Source organism: Kaistella palustris DSM 21579 (genome assembly GCF_000422265.1).
Taxonomy (GTDB): Bacteria; Bacteroidota; Bacteroidia; order Flavobacteriales; family Weeksellaceae; genus Kaistella; species Kaistella palustris.
This window is the reverse complement of the sequence record NZ_AULL01000012.1, coordinates 399141-419875: the sequence shown is the minus strand read 5'-3', so window position 1 is coordinate 419875 and position 20735 is coordinate 399141. Positions and strand designations below refer to the sequence as shown.

Below are 20735 nucleotides of genomic sequence, written 5' to 3'. Positions count from 1 at the left end.
CTTTATAATTTAAGCAAAAGAAAGTTTAATCGACTTCCAACACGTGCAGAATTTCGGGAGCGTGCTGCTTCACCGTATTTTCCACGCCCAATTTCATCGTTGAGAAACTCATGGGGCAGCCGTTGCAGTTCCCGATGAGTTTTACATAAACTATATCTTCTTTCACATCAACCAGTTCTATATCGCCACCGTCCTTGTTCAGAAACGGACGGATACTCTCCAGGGCAAACAGGACTCTGGTTACGGTATCTTCGTGGTTATTCTGGGTTTGCATATTTTCGGGTGACAACATTTCCTTTCTATTGTATATTTTGTTTTAAACCGTGGCAAATCTGCGTTCGGTTTACTTATTTTTCGGCGAGCAGCCCGCCATCGTGGTGATCTTTACTGCTTCGGTAGGTGGCAGAAATTTATTCCTTTCCACCAGGCTGCCGATCATATTCTGGGTGGTTTTGGTGTAGACTTCGGCAATCTTTGAACCTTCCTGCAACACAGCGGGTCGACCTACATCACCGGACTCACGGATGCTTTGGATGAGCGGAATTTCGCCCAGCACAGGAATACCAAGATCCTCTGCCAGAAACTGCGCGCCCTGATTTCCAAAAATATAATATTTGTTATCCGGCAGTTCTGCAGGTGTAAAGTAAGACATATTTTCTATCAATCCCAAAACAGGAATGTTAATACTTTCCATCTGGAACATGGCAATACCTTTGCGCACGTCGGCAAGTGCGACATGTTGCGGCGTACTTACGATCACGGCGCCCGTTACTGGAACTTCCTGAATGATTGAAAGGTGGATATCACCCGTTCCCGGCGGAAGATCAACAAGCAGAAAATCAAGTTCGCCCCACGCTGCATCGCGTATCATTTGGTTTAATGCTTTGCTGGCCATCGGTCCACGCCAAACAACAGCCTGATTGGCGCCGGAAAAATAACCGATAGACAGCATTTTCACACCGTAATTCTCTACGGGCTTCATCAGGTTTTTCCCGTCGATCTGTACCGAAAGCGGTTTGGCATCTACCGTATCGAACATAGTGGGAATGGAAGGTCCGTAAATATCAGCATCGAGAACACCAACTTTAAAACCCATATTGGCGAGGGTTACCGCAAGGTTTGCAGTAACGGTGGATTTACCCACACCACCTTTTCCGGAAGCGATGGCTATAATATTCTGTATTCCGGGAATCTGTTTTCCTTTGATCTGGCTCTGCTGTATTTCTGAAGGTTCCGGTGAGGCGATTTTTAACTTTAAAACCACATCTTCACCAAACTCCGTGGCAAATGCCTGCTTCATAGCAACCTCAAGTTTCTTTTTCTCGTGCATTGCCGGTGAGTGAGCGGTCATATCAATATATACATCATTTCCCATCACCTGAAAATTCTGCACCAAATCATCAACTTCTATCTCTTTCAGGAAAGACTGTACCTTTTCTTTCGTCATCATAATTCTTTATAATAATTGTGTGACAAATTTAGGCAAAATTTTGTTATTTAGAATGAGTAAAATCTATGAGAAATGTTTGGTCGGAAATGTAAAAAGTTTCAAACGAGCTATTTCTAAAACGATAAGACAACAGTCATTAAAAGGACTTCAGAGCTTATTTTAAAAAATGGAATCTTCAGATTTTTCTAGCAGTAAGGAATAATTTCCAATTTTAAGCGTGATTAAGCGGGCTATTGAGCGACCGGATTATATTAATTAACAAAATATTTTCAGTAAAATATACATAATTAACGACTTACAAAACTTTTGGCAAAAAAATTGCACGAAAACTTTAACTAAATCATTAATTATAAACCAATAAAATCACTATTATGAAAAATTCCATTTTAACAGTTCTTGCCGTTGCAACACTGGTTGCCTGCAAAAAAAATGAAACTACCAAACTGAATACTGCAACCGACAGTTCTGCGATGATGCCCGCAACCGATTCCAGCATGATGCCGGCAGATTCCACCACAATGACCAATACCTCCGCGACCACACTCAGCGATATGGATAAAAAATTTGCCGATAAAGCTGCAATGGGAGGGATGATGGAAGTAAGCCTGGGTGAATATGCAGAAATGAACGGTACCAACGCCATGGTGAAAGACCTGGGGAAAATGATGAAAGAAGACCATAGTAAAGCAAACAACGAACTGAAAAGCTGGGCTACATCCGCAGGATATACCCTACCCGCCACGCTTGACCAGGATATGCAGAAAAAAGTTGATGATCTGAAAGCAAAAAAAGGCGCAGATTTCGACAAAGCATATACCGATATGATGGTTTCTGATCACAAAGAAGATATCAGCCTGTTTAAAGACGAGGCTGCAAAAGGCGGAGATTCTAATTTAAAATCTTTCGCTTCCAAAACACTTCCTACACTGGAACACCATTTAACAAAATCTGAAGAGGCGAAAAGCGCAGTAAAATAACATGCATACATAACTATAAATCCCGCGATAAAAGCGGGATTTTTTGTGGGCAGAACTTAAATATTCAATAATCTGCGTAAATTGTTTTTTTTGATTGGTTTCAATTTAATCGATGATGAACTTTGAAACGCAATTTTATTTAATTTTTGCGGTATTATTTTAAATTATTTTTCCGACTTAAAATATTAATGAAATTCAGTGAATGATCTACAGATCACCGCCATGATTCTCAAGCTGGCCTTCCCATTTCGAAACGGCAGAAGTGGCCAACGCATTACCCAAAACATTGGTCATACTCCGGCCCATATCGCAAAAATGATCAATAGGTAAAATCAACGCTATTCCTTCCGGCGGGATCCCAAACATGGTGCAGGTTGCTACAATGATCACCAAACTGGCACGCGGCACGCCGGCAATACCTTTAGAAGTTAACATCAAAACCAAAAGCATCGTGATCTGCTGACCGAGGGTCATATCGATGCCGTAAATCTGGGCGATAAAAATCGCTGCAAAAGTCATGTACATCATACTTCCGTCCAGATTAAATGAATACCCGAGCGGCAGGATAAATGATACGATCCTGTTGTTGCAGCCGAATCTCTCAAGCTCTTCCACAAGTTTCGGGAAAACGGCCTCGGAACTCGTGGTAGAAAAGGCAATAAGCAAGGGCGCTTTAATTCTTCTTAATAACTCAAAAAGCCGGTTTCCTAAAATAAGATAGCCTACGATGCAGAGCACCAGCCATAAAACACCTAAAGCAAAGAAGAAATCGCGCAGGTAGATCGCATAGACTTTAAAGATCTCGAAACCGTTCGTTGAAACCACTGCTGCGATGGCGCCCAACACACCCAGCGGTGCAAACCACATGATATAGCCCACCATCTTTAAAATCGCGTGAGCACAAATGTCAAAAGCTTTAATAATAGGCTTGGTATATTCCTCGCCCATGTTGGCCAGGGCAACGCCGAACATGATAGAGAAAACCACGATCTGAAGCACTTCATTTGTGGCAAAAGCTTCGAAAAGGCTCTTAGGAATAATATGATTTACAAAATCTTCCAGGGAAAATCCTTTGCTGGTTTTCAGCAGTTCATCAACAGACGACGCATCCTGTATCGGCAGTTGGGTCACATGGCCGGGCTCCAGCCAGTTTACAAAAATAAGTCCGATGAAAAGTGACACCAGAGAAGCTGTAATAAACCAAAGCATGGCTTTAGTACCCACGCGTCCGATCATTTTGATGTCGCTCATTTTAGCAATTCCCACAACCAGTGTGGTAAATACCAGTGGCGCAATGATCATCTGCACAAGCCGGATAAAAACAGTGCCGAGCAGTTTAATATTTTTTGCAAAAGGCACGGCACTTTCAGGATATTGTGTGTGAACGATGCCTCCCATAATTACGCCGATAACCAAAGCGATGATAATAGCGATGAACAGCTTGTTTTGACCTTTCATGGAAATGTTTTTTTTTGTAAGCGCTACAAATATAGTTTAATTTCCGAAAAAGTTTCAGGACTGCACGGCGGAACGTTCTCATACAAAATAATTTCCCACCCGATGATCGCGCCGCTCTAAGTTTTCGCGCCGAAGCTGCTCAGATTCACCACCAGCGATAGCATAAAATATCTTTTCAGGATCAGTTCTTCGCGATCCTCCACAAAATTATCGCCGATGGTACGGGTTGCGTTCTGTCTCTGGTTAAGCAGATCGTTTACACTGAATTTCAGCATCATCTGATTCTTAAAGAACTGATAATTTACGCTTGAATTCCAGAAATAGGAATTCTTGCTGAAATCTGCGGCAATGCTTGAGTTTCGGGTGAAGTTAAAATCATTACTGAAAAACAGCGTTTTACTGAAACAGTAATTCGTAAGCCGCAGCGATAGGTTTTGGCGCGCTGTAATTGTTTTATCCAACCGGTAATTGCTGTAATGTGATGAGGAAAAATTTATGCCGTAAGTTGCCCGCAAATTAAGTACATCTTTCACATTTAAATTTACTCTGAACCGCGGCGATAATGTGTAGATTTTATTGGTAAACTCCGTGGCATCAATAAAACCCTTGCGGTAACTGTAGTTGCCACTGAATGATGGCGCGAGATCTAACTTATTACCGTTCCACTTGTAGGTTTTGGTAAGTGAAGTTGAAAAATTAAGCCTTTTGTTCCCACTAATGTTTTCGTAGGTGCTGAACTGCTTCCCGGCGTCATCGTAAAAGGAATAATTCACAATATCATTATCGGAATAACTGAATCCCAGCCTCGAAAAAAAACTTAGGCCGCGCGCCACATTGAAGGTAGTAAAATTTAAATTGGTATTGTTTTGCCACGTACTTTTCAGCTCCGGATTTCCCTGCGTAGTGATCAGCGGATCAGAAACATCTATGTAGGGATTCAGATAACTGACCTGCGGAACGCTGTAGGTAGCGGTGTTCGAAATGCGCAGACTGGTGGTCCTGTTAAATTTATAATTGAGCAGTAGATCATATTCCGGCAGTAAAAAATTTTTCTGAAAATTGTATTCCTGCATATTGTAAACAGAATTAATGTTCAGTCTTGTGGAGTTCAGGTTGGTTCCGACCCGGAAATTATATGCGGACTTATTTAAATTATAAGAAACCCCTGCATTTACCAAAGTATTGTTTTGGTTGAGGGTATTGGAAAGCAAGGTATTATAATCTGAATATTCACCGGTGCCCAAATTGAAATCTACCACAACCAGATCACGGTCTAATTTCTGAAGATCATAGTTGATCTCGAAAGCAACAGTCGCCGAATCCGATACAGGTTCGTAGTATTTGGCATTAGCACTGAATGAGTTGGCAGAATTTTTATTTCTTGAAAGTTGGTTTCTGGAGTCGTTCTGATCCGGTGACTGGTAAAACTGCGTTTCCTGCAGAATGTAATTCGTGTTTTTATTTTCTGAAAAAGTATTGCTGACGGAAGCAGATAAAGAGCGGTTTGGCTTACCGAATTTTCTTATGAGACCAATTTTTGGTTTAAAGACGTTTGCAAAACTGTTTCCACGGGTAGAATTCCGGTTGCTGTTCAGCAGCGCATCATCACGCAGTGTCACCGTATTGTTTTCGGTGGTATTATCTGTGGAACTGTTGGAGAAATCTGTAGAGAATGTGATGCTGGTCAACTTATCGAGTGCTAATGTGGCGTTGGTATTATAATCAAAGGTATTCTTATCGCTGTTGCCACTTTTTTCCGTTCGGGTATCGAGTTTGTAATCGGGCAGGAACGTACTTCTGGATATTTTGGACCACGTCTCCAGATTCAGATCTTTATATTCAACACTAAATTTATCGAGATCCAGATCACGACCGATCTTATCCGCATAGTTCGCTCCTATTATTGAGGTCCGCAGAATTCCAGTACTGGCCGTACGTCCGTTGGCAGCATTATTCCGGTTATTTTTCTGGAAAAAACCATCTACCGAAAAACTGGATATATTAATATTATTCGAGCCTGCGATCAGTGCAAAATTGGTCTCCTGTTTGAATTTGGCGTAAAGCCCTTTCACATCATACCGGTTATCGGTACCATAACCTAAGTTGAAATTCCTGATATTTCCCTTGTTATTTCTTTCATCGATATTGAAATTTACGGTTAGACTGTCGGATTTAGGCGTTCTGCCGGTGAGTTCCTCCTCTTTGGTTTTAGAGGTCGTGATCTGGATTTTTTGGATGAGATTTGCCGGAATGGTTTCCATCGCAATTTTTCCGTCTTTGTTGAACAAAGGTTTCCCGTTGATGAGGATTTTGTTTACAGGCTGTCCGTTCACGGTCATAACACCGTCGTCATCGGTTTCTACGCCGGGGATCTGTTTCAGCAGTTCATCGATTTTGTCGTTCGGATCTACTTTCAGATAGGACGCGTTGTATTCGATGGTATCTTTTTTAATCTTAACCGGCGAAGCGGTGATGGTCACTTCCTCAATATTACCTGTTAAATCTCTTTCGAGTTTTAGAAGGCCAAGATCAATATTTCCGGTGATGCCAGCATATTTTCTGGAGAAAGTCTTATAATTGTCACTGGATATCTGAAGCAAAACGGCTTCTTTCTGTGCGGGTAACTTTAAACTGAAACTTCCGTTCCTGCCCGTGCCTGTAAAGTTGATGACGGCAGAATCCTTCTGCTTAAGCAGCGAAACGGTCGCGTTTTCGATGGATTTACTTTCGGGATTCTGTACAGTTCCGGTAATTGAATATGTTTGAGCGCTTAAACTCAGGCTAAAAATCACAAAAAGAAGCAGGTATTTTTTCATTTCCACATTGGTCATTTTAAAAAGTTGACACACGCAAAAAACCTGCCGCACTTGCTTTTTCCCGTAAACTACCGAACCAGGCGGAGTGCCGGACAAGCGATCGCAGTGGAAATCCTTTTTTTTGGGGAAGGGAAAGAAACGGCAAAAAAAAGATTGCAACGGAGAGCGCGGTCCCGCCGGAAAACTTCAGTTTGCCGGCGGGATGGCCCCAAAAAAAAACCTCCGCTCCGGAATGTTCCGAAGCAGAGGCTGCTCAATATAATCGAAGAAAAATCTAGGCGCGCAAATATCTGGAATAGGCGTAACCCTCTTCACCATCGGCGGTCCTGATTTTCCACCAGTCATCGGATGTTTGCTCAACGAGCGTTACCGATTCCCCTTTGCCAGCCTTGCCTACAATGGCGCCATCGGTAGAAGGCTGCTGACGGATGTTGAGGTTGGAATCTTCGGTCGCAACGGTTAACGAAGCGCCGGCGGAGAGACCTGCTACCTGCACATCCACATTGATATCGGAAGCGGAATATGTAGAATCGATGGCTCCCAAAGCGTTCCAAACTGCATCTTTGGCAGCGGTAGACGCGGCATTTCCCGTGACGTACAGAATGCCGTCCTGCTCATTAACCTGAAGGTTGGATACTCCCGCAGACTGTGCTGCAGAAATTACTCCGGCGTATTTATCTTGTAATGCACTCATTATTTGTTATTTTACGGTATAGTTATAGTTTACTTTTCCAGGTTTCAAGGCATCTACCGACATTTTGATCTGTCTTGCCTGCGCGCTGGACACATTTCCGGTCAGCGTAAGTTCGCCATTTACCACCTCTACATTTACAGACGGAAAATCCTTAACCGCGTCGGTTACTTTTTGCTGAACTGCGGGATCAACGGCGGAAGCGGTTTCTACTACAACCGGTGCTTCGATAGTTGACATGTCCATTACATCCTTAATTCCGGGAATTGCTTTTAAAGAAGCGATCATAGAATCTCTGGAAGCCTCATCAGCGAAAGTTCCGCTGAGGTGCGCTGTGCCGTCTTTCACTTCAACAGAAGCTGTGGGCGTGGAGGTCACTACAGTTGTAGCCTGCGTTTGAAGCTCCGCATCGGAAACTTTCTTTTTGCAGGAAGTGGATCCAAATGATACGGCGAGCGCTAAAGCTGCCATTGCAAGTGTCTTTTTCATTGTTTTTTTTTAATTGGTTAGTAAACGTGAGTTTCAAATTTAACGATTTAAAATCCGCTTGATTCCTAATGGTATTATAAATTTTTCTTAAAGTTTAATCATTTCACCGGAAATTTACTAAAAAACGGGTGATTGCTGCAAAAACTGCGTTATTTCATTTCAATAGTACGGAAAGTGAGGTTTATGCGCGGCGAGAAAACTTTCTTGGTAGGCGGCAGGCGGTGAACCCAGTATTTTTGAGTTTCACCTTTCATTACGAGCAGGCTGCCGGCCTCCAGTATTACATCTACCCTTTCCCTGGTGATTTTATGTTTGAAGGAAAATTTTCTTTCAGCGCCCAGACTTACGGAAGCGATTGCGCCATTATTCTTCAGGTCTTTTTCGCCGTCGCTGTGGTAGGCCATGCCTTCGCTGCCATCATGATAAAGGTTGAGGAGGCAGGAATTAAAGGTTTCACCGGTTTTCTCTTCAACTAATTTTTTCAGTAATAAAAGTTCTGCAGTCCAGGCATGTGCGATCTTGGTGGAATTGGAATAGGTATATTCAAAATCCCGATCGCCATACCAGGCCACTTTTCTTTTGGTAAATATCTTTTTGCCAAAAATTATTGCTTCATCATTTTTCCAGGCAATTTCACCGAGAAATTTTTCGTATAATTTTACCGCTTCCGTTTCACTTAAAATTTTCCCGTAATAATTCACCGTTCCGTCTTTGGGAAGAAGGTTTTGTTCTGGATCTGCAGTTCTTTCAAATAATTCCATACGCGTCACATTTCTTCAAATTTCTGTTTTTTATTTTATAAATTCGTTCAAAATTTTATCCATGAAAAAATACATGCAGTTCATTTTTCTTTTATTAATGGTGTTTAGCTTCGGTCAGAACAAGCCGGACAATACTTTCATTAAAGAAAATTACACCAAAAAAGAAGTGTACATCCCGATGCGCGACGGCGTAAAACTTTTCACTTCAATTTACATTCCGAAAGATATTTCTGCCAGCCACAAACTGCCGTTCCTCATGCAGCGGACCTGCTACAGCGTAGCGCCATATGGGCCGGATGCCTACAGAAACGGTTTGGGTCCGAACCAATATTTGATGAAAGACGGCTATATTTTCGTTTATCAGGATGTGCGCGGCCGATATATGAGCGAGGGCGTGTTTACGAATATGACGCCGCAGGTTGCGCACAAAACCAAAAAAGATGTTGACGAAAGCACCGACACTTACGACACGATTGAATGGCTGCTTAAAAATATACCGAACAACAATAAAAAAGTCGGCCAGTACGGAACTTCTTATCCCGGTTTTTATACTGCAGCGGGAATTTTATCCGATCATCCGGCGTTAGTCGCTTCCTCGCCACAGGCGCCGATTTCGGATTTCTGGAATGATGACTTTCTGCACAACGGTAAATTCATGCTGGGTTACTTCCGGACTTTTCCTGTCTTTGGCATCCAGAAAACCAAGCCCGAAAAAGAAGGCTGGTATATGGACACTTTCATTAAACCCACTTCCGAAGACGGCTTGAAATTTTACAGGGAAATGGGGACATTGAAGGACGGTTACGAAAAATATTATAAAAATAATTTCTTCATGACCGAAATAATGAATCATCCGAACTACGATGATTACTGGCAAAAAAGAAGTATCCTGCCCCATCTGAAAAATGTAAAACACGCCGTGATGACGGTGGGCGGTTGGTTTGATGCAGAAGATCTTTCAGGTCCTTTAAATATCTACAAAACCATAGAAAAAACCAGCCCAAAAGCTAAAAACACCATCGTTATGGGACCGTTTTCGCACGGAGCCTGGGCGCGTGAAACCGGGAAAGCCTTTCATAATGACATTTATTTCGGCGACAGTATTGCCACTTACTACCAGAAAAATCTGGAAACCAAGTTCTTTAATCATTATTTAAAAGGTGATACGAAAAGTGATGCGGGAATTCCGGAAGCCGTAATGTTCGATACCGGAAGTAAGGAATGGCGCGAATTCGCGCAGTATCCGCCAAAAAATGCGCAGAAAGTGAGTTTCTATCTTACAGACGGAACTTTGAAAAACAAGGCGGAAAATAATTTTACAGAATATTACAGTGATCCCAACAAACCGGTTTTGAGCTCAGATAACCTCAAGGATTTTAATGGGTTTACTCCCAGAAATTACATGAGTGAAGACCAAAGATTTGCCGAAGGAAGGCCGGACGTGGTTACTTTTACCACAGATGCATTAACCGAAGATATTACTTTTGGCGGAGAGTTAATGGCGAAACTCAATATCGCATCTACTTCTACCGATGCTGATTTTGCCGTAAAACTGATTGATGTGTACCCCGAAGATTTTGTACCGAAAGAGAAAAAAGATGGTGTGATCTATGGGAATTACCACCAAATGGTGCGCAGCGAAATTATGCCGGCAAGATTCAGAAATTCCAGGGAAAAGCCTGAAGCATTAGTTCCCAATCAAAAAACTGCCGTGAATTTTAAATTGCAGGATGTGATGCACACTTTCAAAAAAGGACATAAAATCCAGATTCAGATTTCAAGCACCTGGTTCCCGCTGTTTGCAGTGAATCCACAGAAATTCATGGCAAACCCGAACTTTGCAACGGAAGAAGATTACACCAAAGCTTTTATTAAAATTTTTGGGGATAGTTCTTTGGAAGTGGATGTTTTGAAGTAGAAGTTAGAAGTTAGAAGTTAGAAAAAGTAATAAAATAAAATGCCTTTCCAATATTTTGGAGAGGCATTTTTATTATCTTGAATCTTGATTCTTAATTCTAACTTCTAATCCCTCGAAATATGGTAATACGCCAACATTTTATAGTATAATTTCGCAGCTAAGAAAGCAGTTGGTTTGGGCATCGGCGAATCCATGAGTTCCACGATATCAAAGGCAACTACATTACATTTCTGAAATACTTTTCTTAATAATTCTAAAGTTGGATACCATTGTAAACCGCCTGGTTCCGGTGTTCCTGTGGAGGGCGCGACGGAGGGATCGAATGCGTCCAAATCAATTGTGATATACACATTTCCCGAAACTTTTTCTAAAACATCATCGATCCAGTCTTCTTTCTTAGCGATTTCGTGAGCCCAGAAACATTGCTCTTTATTCACATGTGCCATTTCTTCGATATCGCAGGAGCGGATGCCGACCTGAACCAAATTGTGTTTTTTACTCGCTTCGTAAACTGCACATGCATGGTTAGATGTGGAGCCGTGAAAATCCGGACGTAAATCGGTGTGCGCATCAAGCTGCAAAACGGTTAAGTTTTCATACTTTTCTCCTACCGCACGAATCGAACCGATAGAAACTGAATGTTCGCCGCCAAAAAGCGTGAATAATTTTCCGTCGTTCTTTAAAAGTTCTAGTGTTTTTTGGTAAACTGCTTCAGTCATTGCTTCAGGAGAAGATTTCTCGCTGATCTCGCCACCCAGAAAAATACCTTCCAGATAAGGTTCTGTATTGGTTTCAATATCATACAACTCCATATTTTCAGAAGCATCTAAAAAGAGTTCGGGACCTTTATCTGCACCCTTTCCCCAGGTTGAAGTACCGTCGTAAGGAACTGTGACGAGCATTACTTTTGAATTATCCAGCGTCGCATTTTCTGCGGGGATTCCGGCATATGTTTTATTCATGACTGATGATTTTTGTTTCCAGATGACAAAGGTAAAAAAATCAAATAGAGATCAGCATCTCTGCAATTCGTAACTTGCTGTAAAATTCTATTAACTTTAAGAAAAAATTTATGCCATTAAAAGCAGTATTATTTGATATGGATGGTGTGCTCGTAGACACCGAACCGCTGCACCGGAAAGCGTACTTTCACATGTTTGCAGATTTGGGAATTACAGTTCCGGAAAGCCTGTACATCACTTTTACCGGAGCCGCCACCAAAAAGGTTTGCCGGATCCTTATTGAAAAATATGATCTTAAAGAATCTGTCGCCGATCTGGCGGCACTGAAAAGGAAATATTTTAAGCAGTACTTTTATTCCGAGGCCGATTTTGATCTGCTGCCCGGCGTGCGGGAGATCATTCAGAATTTATTTGACAGCCGGATCAAACTGGTGCTGGCTTCATCGGCCAGCATGACGACGATTATTATGGTTTTTGAAAAATTTGGTCTCGCAAAATATTTTGTGGGAAATATCAGCGGAGATGATTTAAAGGAGTCGAAACCAAATCCCGAAATCTTTAACCTGGCGGCGAAAATTGCCCACGAACCCAACGAAAACTGCGCAGTGATCGAAGATTCTACGAACGGTATTTTGGCGGCTCACGCGGCGGGTATTTTTTGCGTGGCGTATAAAAGTCCACATTCTACCGGACAAAATTATGAAAAAGCAGATCTTGTCATTTCCGATTTCACTGAGATTGAATTTGAAAAATTGAAAACCTTTTTCTAAAATAAGTCACCAATTTCCCTCCTGCAACATACGCGAGTAAGCTTATTTTTCAGTAATTTTTTTTACGTAATTCCCTTATTTAAAGCCAACATACATGTAACTTTTTAAAGATAATTCGGAACAAATATCTACCACGGTAATATGACCGGAAATAACGTTTTGCAAGATGGTTTCAAAAAATATTTTGTTACAATGAAAGTTGACCGGTAAAAAAAATCCTGTGACTGGGCGGCATTACAGGTTATTTTAGAGAAGTTATTATGGGAGCACTTCGTTTCCCGCAATGACAAACTGCCAGAAATTCCAGCCCCGATTGAAACGGCAACCTTTTTCTTCTGGAATTCCGGCGTAAGTTTGCATATAAAATTTTGGATTTTGAGTTATATTTTTAAGATTTTCAAAGATAAAAATTTCCCTTTGATAAAAATATTAATCTTTATTTAAAAGTTTAGCACTGTAAATAAAACTAAAAACTTTGTTGTTATTTTAAAATTTATTTTAACTTTGTTAAAGTACTTTTAAACTTTATTTAAAATAAAATCAATTAAAGTAATGAAACTTCCTATTTTTTGCCCAAGTTGTGACAGTTCTCTTAATGTGAGTCAAATGAAATGTGGCCAATGTGAAACCACGGTTAATGGAAATTACGATTTGCCACTTTACCTGAAAATCTCCCATGAAGAACAGGATTTTATTCTCAATTTTTTTCTCTCCAGTGGAAGTATCAAAGAAATGTCAAAGCAGGCAGAACTTTCTTATCCTACGATGAGAAATAAAATGGATGACTTGATCGAAAAAATTAATCAATTAAAAAAATCAGTATAATGAACTCGAAGATTATTTTCAATCCATTTTTGAAATTTACGGAAAAGCAACTTTTGATTTTCGGTTTGCTTTTCTTTTTTATCAATGGATTGGTCTGTTATTACGCAAGAATTAAAATTGACAGTATTTTTCATTTTTCTCCCTTGAAAAATTCAGATTTAGCAATTGCATTTTTTTACTGCGGTTTCAGTATTGTTTTCGCTGTGATCGTTCTTTTTATTTTAGGAATTATTTTCAACAATAAAACCCGCCTCATCGATATTTTGAATGCAGTGCTCATTTCGCAGGTTTTCAATTTTCCTACTGTTTTGGCAACAAAATTTATTGATCTGGAAAAAATCTCGGGAAAAGCAATGCAAAATTTACACTTAGAATTCACAGATTTGATTTTACTTTTAGTTTTTGTTGGAATTACTTTGCCCTTTATAATCTATGGAATTGTACTGCTATATAATGGCTTCCGAACTGCCACTAATATAAAATCCTGGAAGGAAATTGCAATCTTCGCGGTAGTTCTGTTTATTTTACTTCCAGTTTCTCAATCAATTTCTTACATTTTAAGACTTTAATTATGAAAAATAACAAAACAGAAATAGAAAATTCTCCCTGGATCTGGGGAATATTTTATTACAACAAAAATGACGACCGGATCTTTCCGCCAAAAAGAATTCCGTGGATGGGTTGGACGGTAAATTTTGCGAAAACAAAATCGATTTTAGAACTTTTATTGATGATGGCTTTCTTCGGATTTATTATATATATGATAAAATCGAGAAGTTAATTTAGGGATTGCTTCGTGCCTCGCAATGACAAACTGCCGGAAATTTTAGCCCCGATTGGAACGGCATCCTTTTTCTTTTTTTCTGGAAAAAAGAAAAAGATATAGTGGAAAGCGGGACGGGTTTTGAAAGAAAGCGGAAACTGGGTTGCTCCTAAAAACTACCCCGTCTTTTTGCTGTCGCAAAAATCCACCCCTTCAAAGAAGGGGAATTTTAATATCCCAAAATTTTCAAGACATCTTCGGCTTTCTGTTCTTCGCGGAACACCTTATAAGTGAAATTCCCCTCTTCATCTTTATCAATCAGGATATGTTTCGGTTGCGGCATCAGACAGTGATGCACGCCGCCGTAACCGCCAATTGTTTCCTGGTATGCGCCGGTGTGGAAAAATCCTATGTATAATGGTTTTGTCTCGCTGAAAACCGGCAGGTAAATCGCATTTGTGTGTTGCTCAGAATTGTAGTAATCGTCTGAATCACAGGTCAATCCGCCCAGAAAAACCCGTTCGTAAGTATCTTCCCAACGGTTGAGCGGCAGCATAATGAATTTTCGCGAAATCGCCCACGTATCTGGCAAAGTCGTCATAAATGAAGAGTCGATCATGTTCCATTTCTCACGGTCGTTCTGGCGTTTCTGGGAAATGATTTTATAAAGATGGCCGCCACTTTCGCCAACGGTAAAACTACCAAACTCGGTATAGATATTTGGTTCTTCCACACCTTCTTCTTCGCAGAATTTCTTGATCTGGGACACGATTTCATTCACCATATACTGGTAATCGTAGTCGAAATTTAAAGAGGTTTTTATCGGAAAACCACCGCCGATATTAAGCGAATCAACTTCCGGCGCAATCTTTTTCAGACGTGCGTATACGCGCAAGCATTTATAAAGTTCGTTCCAGTAATATGCGGTATCCTTAATTCCGGTGTTGATGAAAAAATGAAGCATCTTCAGTCTTGCATTCGGATGGTCAGCGATTTTCTGACTGTAATAGGGAATGATATCCTTGTACCCAATTCCGAGACGCGAGGTATAAAACTCAAACTTAGGTTCTTCTTCGGAGGCGATCCTGATGCCGATGTTAAAAGTGGTATCGATACTTTCGGTAAGTTTATCGAGCTCGCGGTAATTATCGAGAATAGGAATGATATTCTGAAAACCGTTATTAATGAGATCAGAAATTTTTGCCAGATAATCATCGGTTTTAAAGCCGTTGCAGATCACCTCCACATCTTTTCCGTATTTGCCTTTTTCGTAAAGCGAACGGATGATGTCCATATCGTAAGCGGAAGAAGTTTCCAATGAAATATCATTTTTCAGCGCCTCTTCAACAACAAATGCGAACTGGCTCGATTTTGTACAATAGCAATATCTATAGCCTTTTTTATAATCATTTTTCTCAATAGCCTCCTTGAACCAGGCCTTTGCCCGCTCGATATTCATCGAGATCTTCGGCAGGTAATTAAATTTCAGAGGCGTGCCAAACTCCTCCACCAACTCCATCAGAGGTATATCGTGAAATTGCAGATGATTTTCCGCAACGTTGAATTCTTCGGTTGGGAAATAAAGGGTTTGATCAATAAGTTCTGAATATTTAATTTTCATTTTCGGGGCAACTGTTTACAGATTTGTTTTGCAAAGTTGAGAAAAAAAAGTGGGTTTACACTGTATTCCGTTGGCTTTGGCAGAAAACCAGGCCTGAGCCGGTTACTGCTGCACTGCCTCTATCTTGACAGGAAAATGACCAGCGCGCCATTTTCAAAATCAATTGTTACGCGTTCATCCACAGCAATGTTCCGCGTGCCGATTCTGGTGGTAAGATCAAGATTTTCTTTTGTTAAAGGCCATTTCAAGCCCGTAGTTATAATATTTACAGTTTTGGGAAAAGGATAAAGCGAAACTGTTTTCCCTTTTACATTTTCTAAAACTAAATCTTTAGGTGCAAAAAAATACGATGAAAATTCATCGAAAAAAGTGATTTCCAGTGCGTCTTTAAAAATAAAAGCTACGGTAAGATTCCCGAGAAAATGATCCATTTCGGCACCGCTGCCGCCATAGACATCTACTTTTTTAAATCCTTTCTCTGCAATAATTTCAAGTGATTTCTGAAAATCGGTTTTGTTCTGATCGGGCGTATAAATGAATTTTTCCTGGTAAACATTTTCATCATTTCCGGAATGCGAATCGAAATCGCCTGAAATAAAATCCAGTTTTTCAAGCGGGAAATTCTTTTCTTTTAAGTAATGAAAAGCGCCATCTGTAGCTGCAATCAAAGAATAAACTTCCGTTTCGGGAAGATTTTTCGGAGGAATTCCGTTGATGAAAAGTAAAGCTTTATCGGTCATTTGGGTTCCAGTATTCTTCTGGTTCATTGTGCAAATGAGAAATATAACGCGCCAAAACAAACAAATAATCTGAAAGTCGGTTCAGATATTTGATCAGTTCCGGCCGAACTTCTTCCGATTCATTCAAAAAAACCAAACTTCTTTCCGCTCTTCTGCAAACAGTTCTGCAGATATGCAGGGAAGTTGGACCTTTTCCGCCGCCGGGAAGAATAAAATATTGGAGTGGTTTTAATTCTTTTTCAAATTCGTCCATCCAGTTTTCCAGTTCTTCAATTTCCACTTCCGAAATCATTAAAGCCAAGCGGGATTTTCCATTGGCTAAAGTGAGTTTGTCAGTCGGAGTTGCGGATTCTGAACCTACTGTAAATAAATCGAACTGAATTTTTTTGAGTTGATCTAAAACTTTTTCATCCGTGATTTCGCATTTTGCAGAACCGATAAATGAATTGAGTTCATCGATATTTCCGTAAGATTCTACTCTTGCGGAAGCTTTGGAAACACGGGTGCCGCCGTAAAGTGCAGTTTCGCCTTTGTCGCCGGTTTTGGTATATATTTTCATTTTTTTCTAATGCTTGATGTAAATTTAGGGAATTTAAAATATGCGCTGAAATCCTTCTTTTAACCATTCAACAATTTTATTTAAAATTTCTGTAATAATTCCGGACTGTTTGCATCCAATGTACAGAATCAGAAAACGTAATTTTCGTCACGCTTAAATAATCATCAATGGAAAAAGAATTACACGCAGACAACCATCATCAAATTCTCAGGAGATGACCTACGACTTCGATCAGCTTTATCAGGAATTTTCGCCAAGGATGTACAAACTATGTTTGAGTTATTCCGGCGACAAATTATTTGCAGACGATCTTCATCAGGAAACCTGGATTGCGGTTTGGAACAGTTTGCCAAAATTTCGGGGCGAAAGTAAAATCGGAACCTGGATTTACAGAATTGCCATAAACACTTGTTTGGTGGGCATTAAAAAAGAAAAAAATAAAGACCAAAATTCGGAAGCAATCCTTTCAAAACTGGTGTATGAAGAAACGCTGGATAATTCGAAAGAAATTAACCGGCTTTACGAAAGCATCAGCAAATTAAAAGAAAGCGAACGGATCATCATCACCTTGGTTTTGGAGGAAAAACCGTACGAAGAAATTGCAGAGATCACCGGAATTACCGAAAATAATCTGCGCGTAAAAATTCACAGAATTAAAAAAGAACTTCACGAAATATATACTAATCATGGAAGAATTTAAAGAACTGGAAAACCTATGGAAACAGTCTGAAACCGAGGTTCCTGCAAAAAAATCAAATTTATCAACCATAAAATCCAATCGTATGAAACTAAAAAACACTTATATTAAAGGCGCCGTATTACTGATTCTCACAGGTATTTTCATCCTCGTCCTGTTGTACAATTTCGATGCAGTACTGCAGACAACGCCCATTATTTCGTCGGTGATCCTGGTTGCCGCAGCCTGTTTCCTGCAGGCATTGCTGATGCTTTTTACAGCAAATAAAATCACTAAGATCGACGAAAGTCATAAACCGGGCACTCATCTGAAACAATGGCAGGATTTCCGGGAATTCCAGAAGAATCAGAGACACTGGAATATGCCGGTTTATTACATAATACTTGGCGCTGCAGTAGGAGTTTACCTGTACGAGATGCTAAAAAATGTGGAGCCGTGGAAGATGATTTTGGCACTTTCGATCACGTACGCCTGGCTGTTTTTCGCATACTTTTATCTGGGTAAAAAAGAAATTAAAAGGCAGGATGCAAAACTCGACGGTATCTTATCCGAACTGAAAAATCTTGAAAATCAATTCCATTAATTGAAAATCCGGAAGTTTTAAAAGCTTCCGGACTTTAACTAAAGGTCATTTAAAATTATTTGCCAAAGGTCTTTATTAAAACTCCGGAAAAAATTGATATGGCCGATCTCCGCCCTCGGCGACTCGCAAATCTTAATTTCGCGGAAAGTTGCTTTCAAATTCGGATAGACATTGTTCAGGAGATTTCCCATGCCTTTTCGTGTGACCCACGCATCATCTTCTGCATGAAGGATAAGCGTTTCCTTGTCTAAACTGGCGGCTACTTCTTTCTGCGCTTTTTCATAAAGTCCGGCGGTTGATTCTTTATTTAAAATTAAAGTCTGCCAGTCATACGCCACACCTTTGGGCAGGGATTCCCCAAGCCCGAAAAAATGTGCCGGGAAATAACCCAAAACTGAAGTCGTGAGCGGCAAAGCCAACCCAAAACCCAACAGTGCAGTAACAGCTACACCAAACTTCAGATTGCCAAAATAGGCATCCTGAGTGGCAACGAAAATGAACTTTTTGAAAAAAAAAGCATCGGGATTCATGCCGATGATCAATGCACCCACAGAATGTCCGAGACCATATTTTTCGTGATCCTTATAATTCTCCTTAATAAAAGTGGTGAGTGTTTTAAAATCTTCGTTTCCCCAAATCCTCATGGAGGCATGGAAATTTCTTATATCGGCGGGTTTGGACTCGCCTATACCACGGTAGTCGTAAGTAATTACAGTAAAACCCTGTGCGGCAAAAAATTTGGCAAACGAAAAATAAATCTGCTGTTTTACGCCGGTTGCCGAGTTGATCAGCAGTAATTTTCCGTTGGGTTGGGACGGCTCGAATATTTTTACAGACAGTGGAAAGCCGTCTGCAGTGTTTAAAAAAAGTTCCTGCATTTTGTATGAACTCCCACCTGAAAACCGGTGAAATATTCTTTAAAAATATAAAAATTAGGAAAGACAAGAATAAATTTTGATATGCGAAAAACAGCAGTTACTCCTGCGGAAAGTCTGCCAGATAAGGCAGTCCTGTTTGTGAGCCACGGCTCTCGGCGACTTTTACGGAAATATCATTTCCAAATTTCACGCACTCGTCAACTGAATTCCCGTGACACAGCGCAATGGCAAAACCGGAAGTAAAGGCATCGCCCATACCGATTTTGTGCCACACCGAATCGTGATCATTCCGGTGGTATTTCATCTCCGAGCCATTGAAATAAGTGGTGGAATTGGAATCGTCGCGGACAAAAAGTTTATTGGGATATTTGGTAAGAATTTTCTCGCGCTTATCTTCGCCAAACACAAGTGAAAGTTCATTTCGCTTTGCCACGATGAAAGTAGCCGCTTCAATTACCTGAGGCGACAGTTTTTTTGCAGGTGACGCGTAAATCCCGATCTTCTTGTTATTTTTCTTTGCGAGTTCTACTGTAAATTCCACAACTTCCATAGGAACTTCAAGTTGAAGTAGAATGAGGTCTGCAGTGGAGAAGAATTTTTCTGCAGCTGCCACATGTTCGGTAGTGAGGCAATAGTTAGACGCGGGTACCACCACAATGGTATTGATTCCCTCGCAACTGGTGACGTACGCAGTTCCTGTGGCGGCATCTTCGGTTTCTACTACAAAACCTACATTTACATTTTCCTCTACAAGATTCCGCATGATCTGCTGCCCGAACGGATCCATGCCCACGCAGCCGATAAAGTATACACTTGCACCCAAACGTGCCGTTGCAACCGCCTGATTTGCGCCTTTGCCCCCGAAAAAGCTTTCCGACTTCTCGGCCATTACCGTTTCATTAGGCTTGGGGAGATATTTGGTATCGAGCACCAGATCGATGGAAGAACTTCCCACTACAATTATTTTCGGCTGGTCTGATGAAAGTATCATGAATTCTGAAGTTTTAAAAGCATGCGGTTAATAAAGACAAAGACGCGATAAATCGCGCCCCGGTAACTATCTGTCAAATTTATTATTTATAAAATTCATCAGGAAATATTTAACTTAAATTAACTTCCGATCTCGATGAACTCAGTTACTATCTTTACGGGCTGATTGTCTTTTGCAAAGCCGATGTAACTGGCATAAAATCCTTCGCCATAACCTGTTTCAAAGGCAAATATATTTCCTTCTTTTTCAGCATCAGGTTTTAAAAAGGCGTATTGATCAATGGCACCGTTTTCATCAAAAAAATATTCGTGGAAGAATTCCTCGTATATCCCCATAAATTCTGCGCCTTTGCTGTGAAAAAGTTTTTTTTCGAGGTGATTCAGGCATTCCTGCGTTTCGACATCCATAAAACAGCCCATTCCACTTTCCACAGGATAGCCGAATATTTCTTCATCCTGCAAGTCTTCGGTGTTTTGATCGTGTGTGGTGGCGAGTTTCCAGTCGGACACTTCGCTGTCGGAAAAAATAATTTCTACATACGCTACACAGTTGCTGTCTTTTTCGCGGTGTACGAGCACCGGAAATTCACCCTGCGGAAAATTGATCCTGAACTCCTTCATGTCATTCGTAATCAACGGATCACAAGCGACAAGCCTTCCTGTAGGCAAGTTGATCAGACCTGCATCGAAGGTTTCTATTGAGGGATTCTCGACAAATTTCTTGCTGAAAAGCTGCGCTATATTTTCCACATGTTTCATAATTACGAATATAGTAAAGATAAAAGAA

22 protein-coding genes are annotated in these 20735 nt (G+C 40.6%); 8 read left to right on the top strand and 14 right to left on the bottom strand.

Annotated features, from left to right (window positions below):
- Positions 1–25 precede the first annotated feature (25 nt).
- On the bottom strand, positions 26–274 hold the full coding sequence (locus H562_RS0103120; RefSeq protein ID WP_027376176.1) for a NifU family protein: 249 nt from the start codon (positions 272–274) through the stop codon (positions 26–28).
- A 69-nt stretch (positions 275–343) separates the two neighbouring features.
- Entirely contained in the window at positions 344–1450 is a 1107-nt protein-coding gene (locus H562_RS0103115; protein ID WP_027376175.1) for an Mrp/NBP35 family ATP-binding protein, read from the bottom strand.
- Between the two features lie 371 nt (positions 1451–1821).
- On the opposite strand from H562_RS0103115, the gene H562_RS0103110 reads away from it, so the two are divergent.
- The gene (locus H562_RS0103110) at positions 1822–2427 is read left to right on the top strand and encodes a DUF4142 domain-containing protein (RefSeq protein ID WP_027376174.1); all 606 of its coding nucleotides are present in this window, start codon (positions 1822–1824) and stop codon (positions 2425–2427) included.
- Between the two features lie 207 nt (positions 2428–2634).
- Here H562_RS0103110 and H562_RS0103105 read toward each other — a convergent pair whose 3' ends face one another.
- The 5 genes from H562_RS0103105 to H562_RS0103080 all read right to left on the bottom strand — a co-directional run bounded on the left by H562_RS0103105 (position 2635) and on the right by H562_RS0103080 (position 8642).
- Positions 2635–3885, bottom strand: coding sequence for a dicarboxylate/amino acid:cation symporter (locus tag H562_RS0103105; protein ID WP_027376173.1), 1251 nt, complete (start codon positions 3883–3885; stop codon positions 2635–2637).
- A gap of 116 nt (positions 3886–4001) precedes the next feature.
- Positions 4002–6701, bottom strand: coding sequence for a TonB-dependent receptor (locus H562_RS0103100; RefSeq protein ID WP_034690558.1), 2700 nt, complete (start codon positions 6699–6701; stop codon positions 4002–4004).
- 274 nt (positions 6702–6975) lie between these two features.
- On the bottom strand, positions 6976–7395 hold the full coding sequence (locus H562_RS0103090; protein WP_027376171.1) for an SH3 domain-containing protein: 420 nt from the start codon (positions 7393–7395) through the stop codon (positions 6976–6978).
- A gap of 6 nt (positions 7396–7401) precedes the next feature.
- Positions 7402–7881, bottom strand: coding sequence for a BON domain-containing protein (locus tag H562_RS0103085; RefSeq protein ID WP_027376170.1), 480 nt, complete (start codon positions 7879–7881; stop codon positions 7402–7404).
- 149 nt (positions 7882–8030) lie between these two features.
- Complete coding sequence (locus H562_RS0103080) at positions 8031–8642, bottom strand: alpha-ketoglutarate-dependent dioxygenase AlkB family protein (protein ID WP_027376169.1); 612 nt, start codon at positions 8640–8642, stop codon at positions 8031–8033.
- A 61-nt stretch (positions 8643–8703) separates the two neighbouring features.
- Here H562_RS0103080 and H562_RS0103075 point away from each other — a divergent pair, with 61 nt between their 5' ends.
- The gene (locus tag H562_RS0103075; protein WP_027376168.1) at positions 8704–10560 is read left to right on the top strand and encodes a CocE/NonD family hydrolase; all 1857 of its coding nucleotides are present in this window, start codon (positions 8704–8706) and stop codon (positions 10558–10560) included.
- A gap of 104 nt (positions 10561–10664) precedes the next feature.
- Here H562_RS0103075 and speB read toward each other — a convergent pair whose 3' ends face one another.
- Positions 10665–11522, bottom strand: a complete 858-nt coding sequence (speB, locus tag H562_RS0103070) for an agmatinase (RefSeq protein ID WP_027376167.1) — start codon at positions 11520–11522, stop codon at positions 10665–10667.
- Between the two features lie 110 nt (positions 11523–11632).
- Here speB and H562_RS0103065 point away from each other — a divergent pair, with 110 nt between their 5' ends.
- The 4 genes from H562_RS0103065 (at position 11633) to H562_RS14560 (ending at position 13898) form a co-directional block, all read left to right on the top strand.
- On the top strand, positions 11633–12292 hold the full coding sequence (locus H562_RS0103065; protein ID WP_027376166.1) for an HAD family hydrolase: 660 nt from the start codon (positions 11633–11635) through the stop codon (positions 12290–12292).
- A gap of 552 nt (positions 12293–12844) precedes the next feature.
- Positions 12845–13117: a DUF2089 family protein gene (locus H562_RS0103055; protein WP_027376165.1), complete on the top strand. Its 273-nt coding sequence runs from the start codon at positions 12845–12847 to the stop codon at positions 13115–13117.
- Positions 13117–13686, top strand: a complete 570-nt coding sequence (locus H562_RS0103050; protein ID WP_027376164.1) for a YIP1 family protein — start codon at positions 13117–13119, stop codon at positions 13684–13686. Before H562_RS0103055 ends, H562_RS0103050 begins: the two co-directional genes overlap by 1 nt.
- Before the next feature lie 2 nt (positions 13687–13688).
- Entirely contained in the window at positions 13689–13898 is a 210-nt protein-coding gene (locus H562_RS14560; RefSeq protein ID WP_034690486.1) for a DUF5808 domain-containing protein, read from the top strand.
- Positions 13899–14109: 211 nt separating this feature from the next.
- Here the strand turns inward: H562_RS14560 and H562_RS0103040 are convergent, their stop codons facing one another.
- From H562_RS0103040 to H562_RS0103030, 3 genes are all read right to left on the bottom strand, one after another.
- Positions 14110–15501 (bottom strand): type III PLP-dependent enzyme domain-containing protein, encoded by a 1392-nt coding sequence (locus tag H562_RS0103040; protein WP_027376163.1) that lies wholly within the window; start codon positions 15499–15501, stop codon positions 14110–14112.
- Between the two features lie 119 nt (positions 15502–15620).
- Positions 15621–16268: a thiamine diphosphokinase gene (locus H562_RS0103035; RefSeq protein ID WP_051190373.1), complete on the bottom strand. Its 648-nt coding sequence runs from the start codon at positions 16266–16268 to the stop codon at positions 15621–15623.
- Complete coding sequence (locus tag H562_RS0103030; RefSeq protein ID WP_027376161.1) at positions 16231–16800, bottom strand: cob(I)yrinic acid a,c-diamide adenosyltransferase; 570 nt, start codon at positions 16798–16800, stop codon at positions 16231–16233. The genes H562_RS0103035 and H562_RS0103030 overlap by 38 nt, the downstream gene beginning before the upstream one ends.
- 214 nt (positions 16801–17014) lie before the next feature.
- Here H562_RS0103030 and H562_RS0103025 point away from each other — a divergent pair, with 214 nt between their 5' ends.
- Positions 17015–17500, top strand: a complete 486-nt coding sequence (locus H562_RS0103025) for an RNA polymerase sigma factor (RefSeq protein ID WP_027376160.1) — start codon at positions 17015–17017, stop codon at positions 17498–17500.
- The gene (locus H562_RS0103020) at positions 17487–18080 is read left to right on the top strand and encodes a hypothetical protein (protein WP_027376159.1); all 594 of its coding nucleotides are present in this window, start codon (positions 17487–17489) and stop codon (positions 18078–18080) included. Before H562_RS0103025 ends, H562_RS0103020 begins: the two co-directional genes overlap by 14 nt.
- Before the next feature lie 38 nt (positions 18081–18118).
- Here H562_RS0103020 and H562_RS0103015 read toward each other — a convergent pair whose 3' ends face one another.
- The 3 genes from H562_RS0103015 to H562_RS0103005 all read right to left on the bottom strand — a co-directional run bounded on the left by H562_RS0103015 (position 18119) and on the right by H562_RS0103005 (position 20707).
- Complete coding sequence (locus H562_RS0103015) at positions 18119–18958, bottom strand: alpha/beta hydrolase family protein (RefSeq protein WP_027376158.1); 840 nt, start codon at positions 18956–18958, stop codon at positions 18119–18121.
- A 97-nt stretch (positions 18959–19055) separates the two neighbouring features.
- Positions 19056–19949, bottom strand: coding sequence for a ribokinase (locus H562_RS0103010; protein ID WP_027376157.1), 894 nt, complete (start codon positions 19947–19949; stop codon positions 19056–19058).
- A 119-nt stretch (positions 19950–20068) separates the two neighbouring features.
- Complete coding sequence (locus tag H562_RS0103005) at positions 20069–20707, bottom strand: DUF4241 domain-containing protein (protein ID WP_027376156.1); 639 nt, start codon at positions 20705–20707, stop codon at positions 20069–20071.
- Positions 20708–20735: the final 28 nt, after the last annotated feature.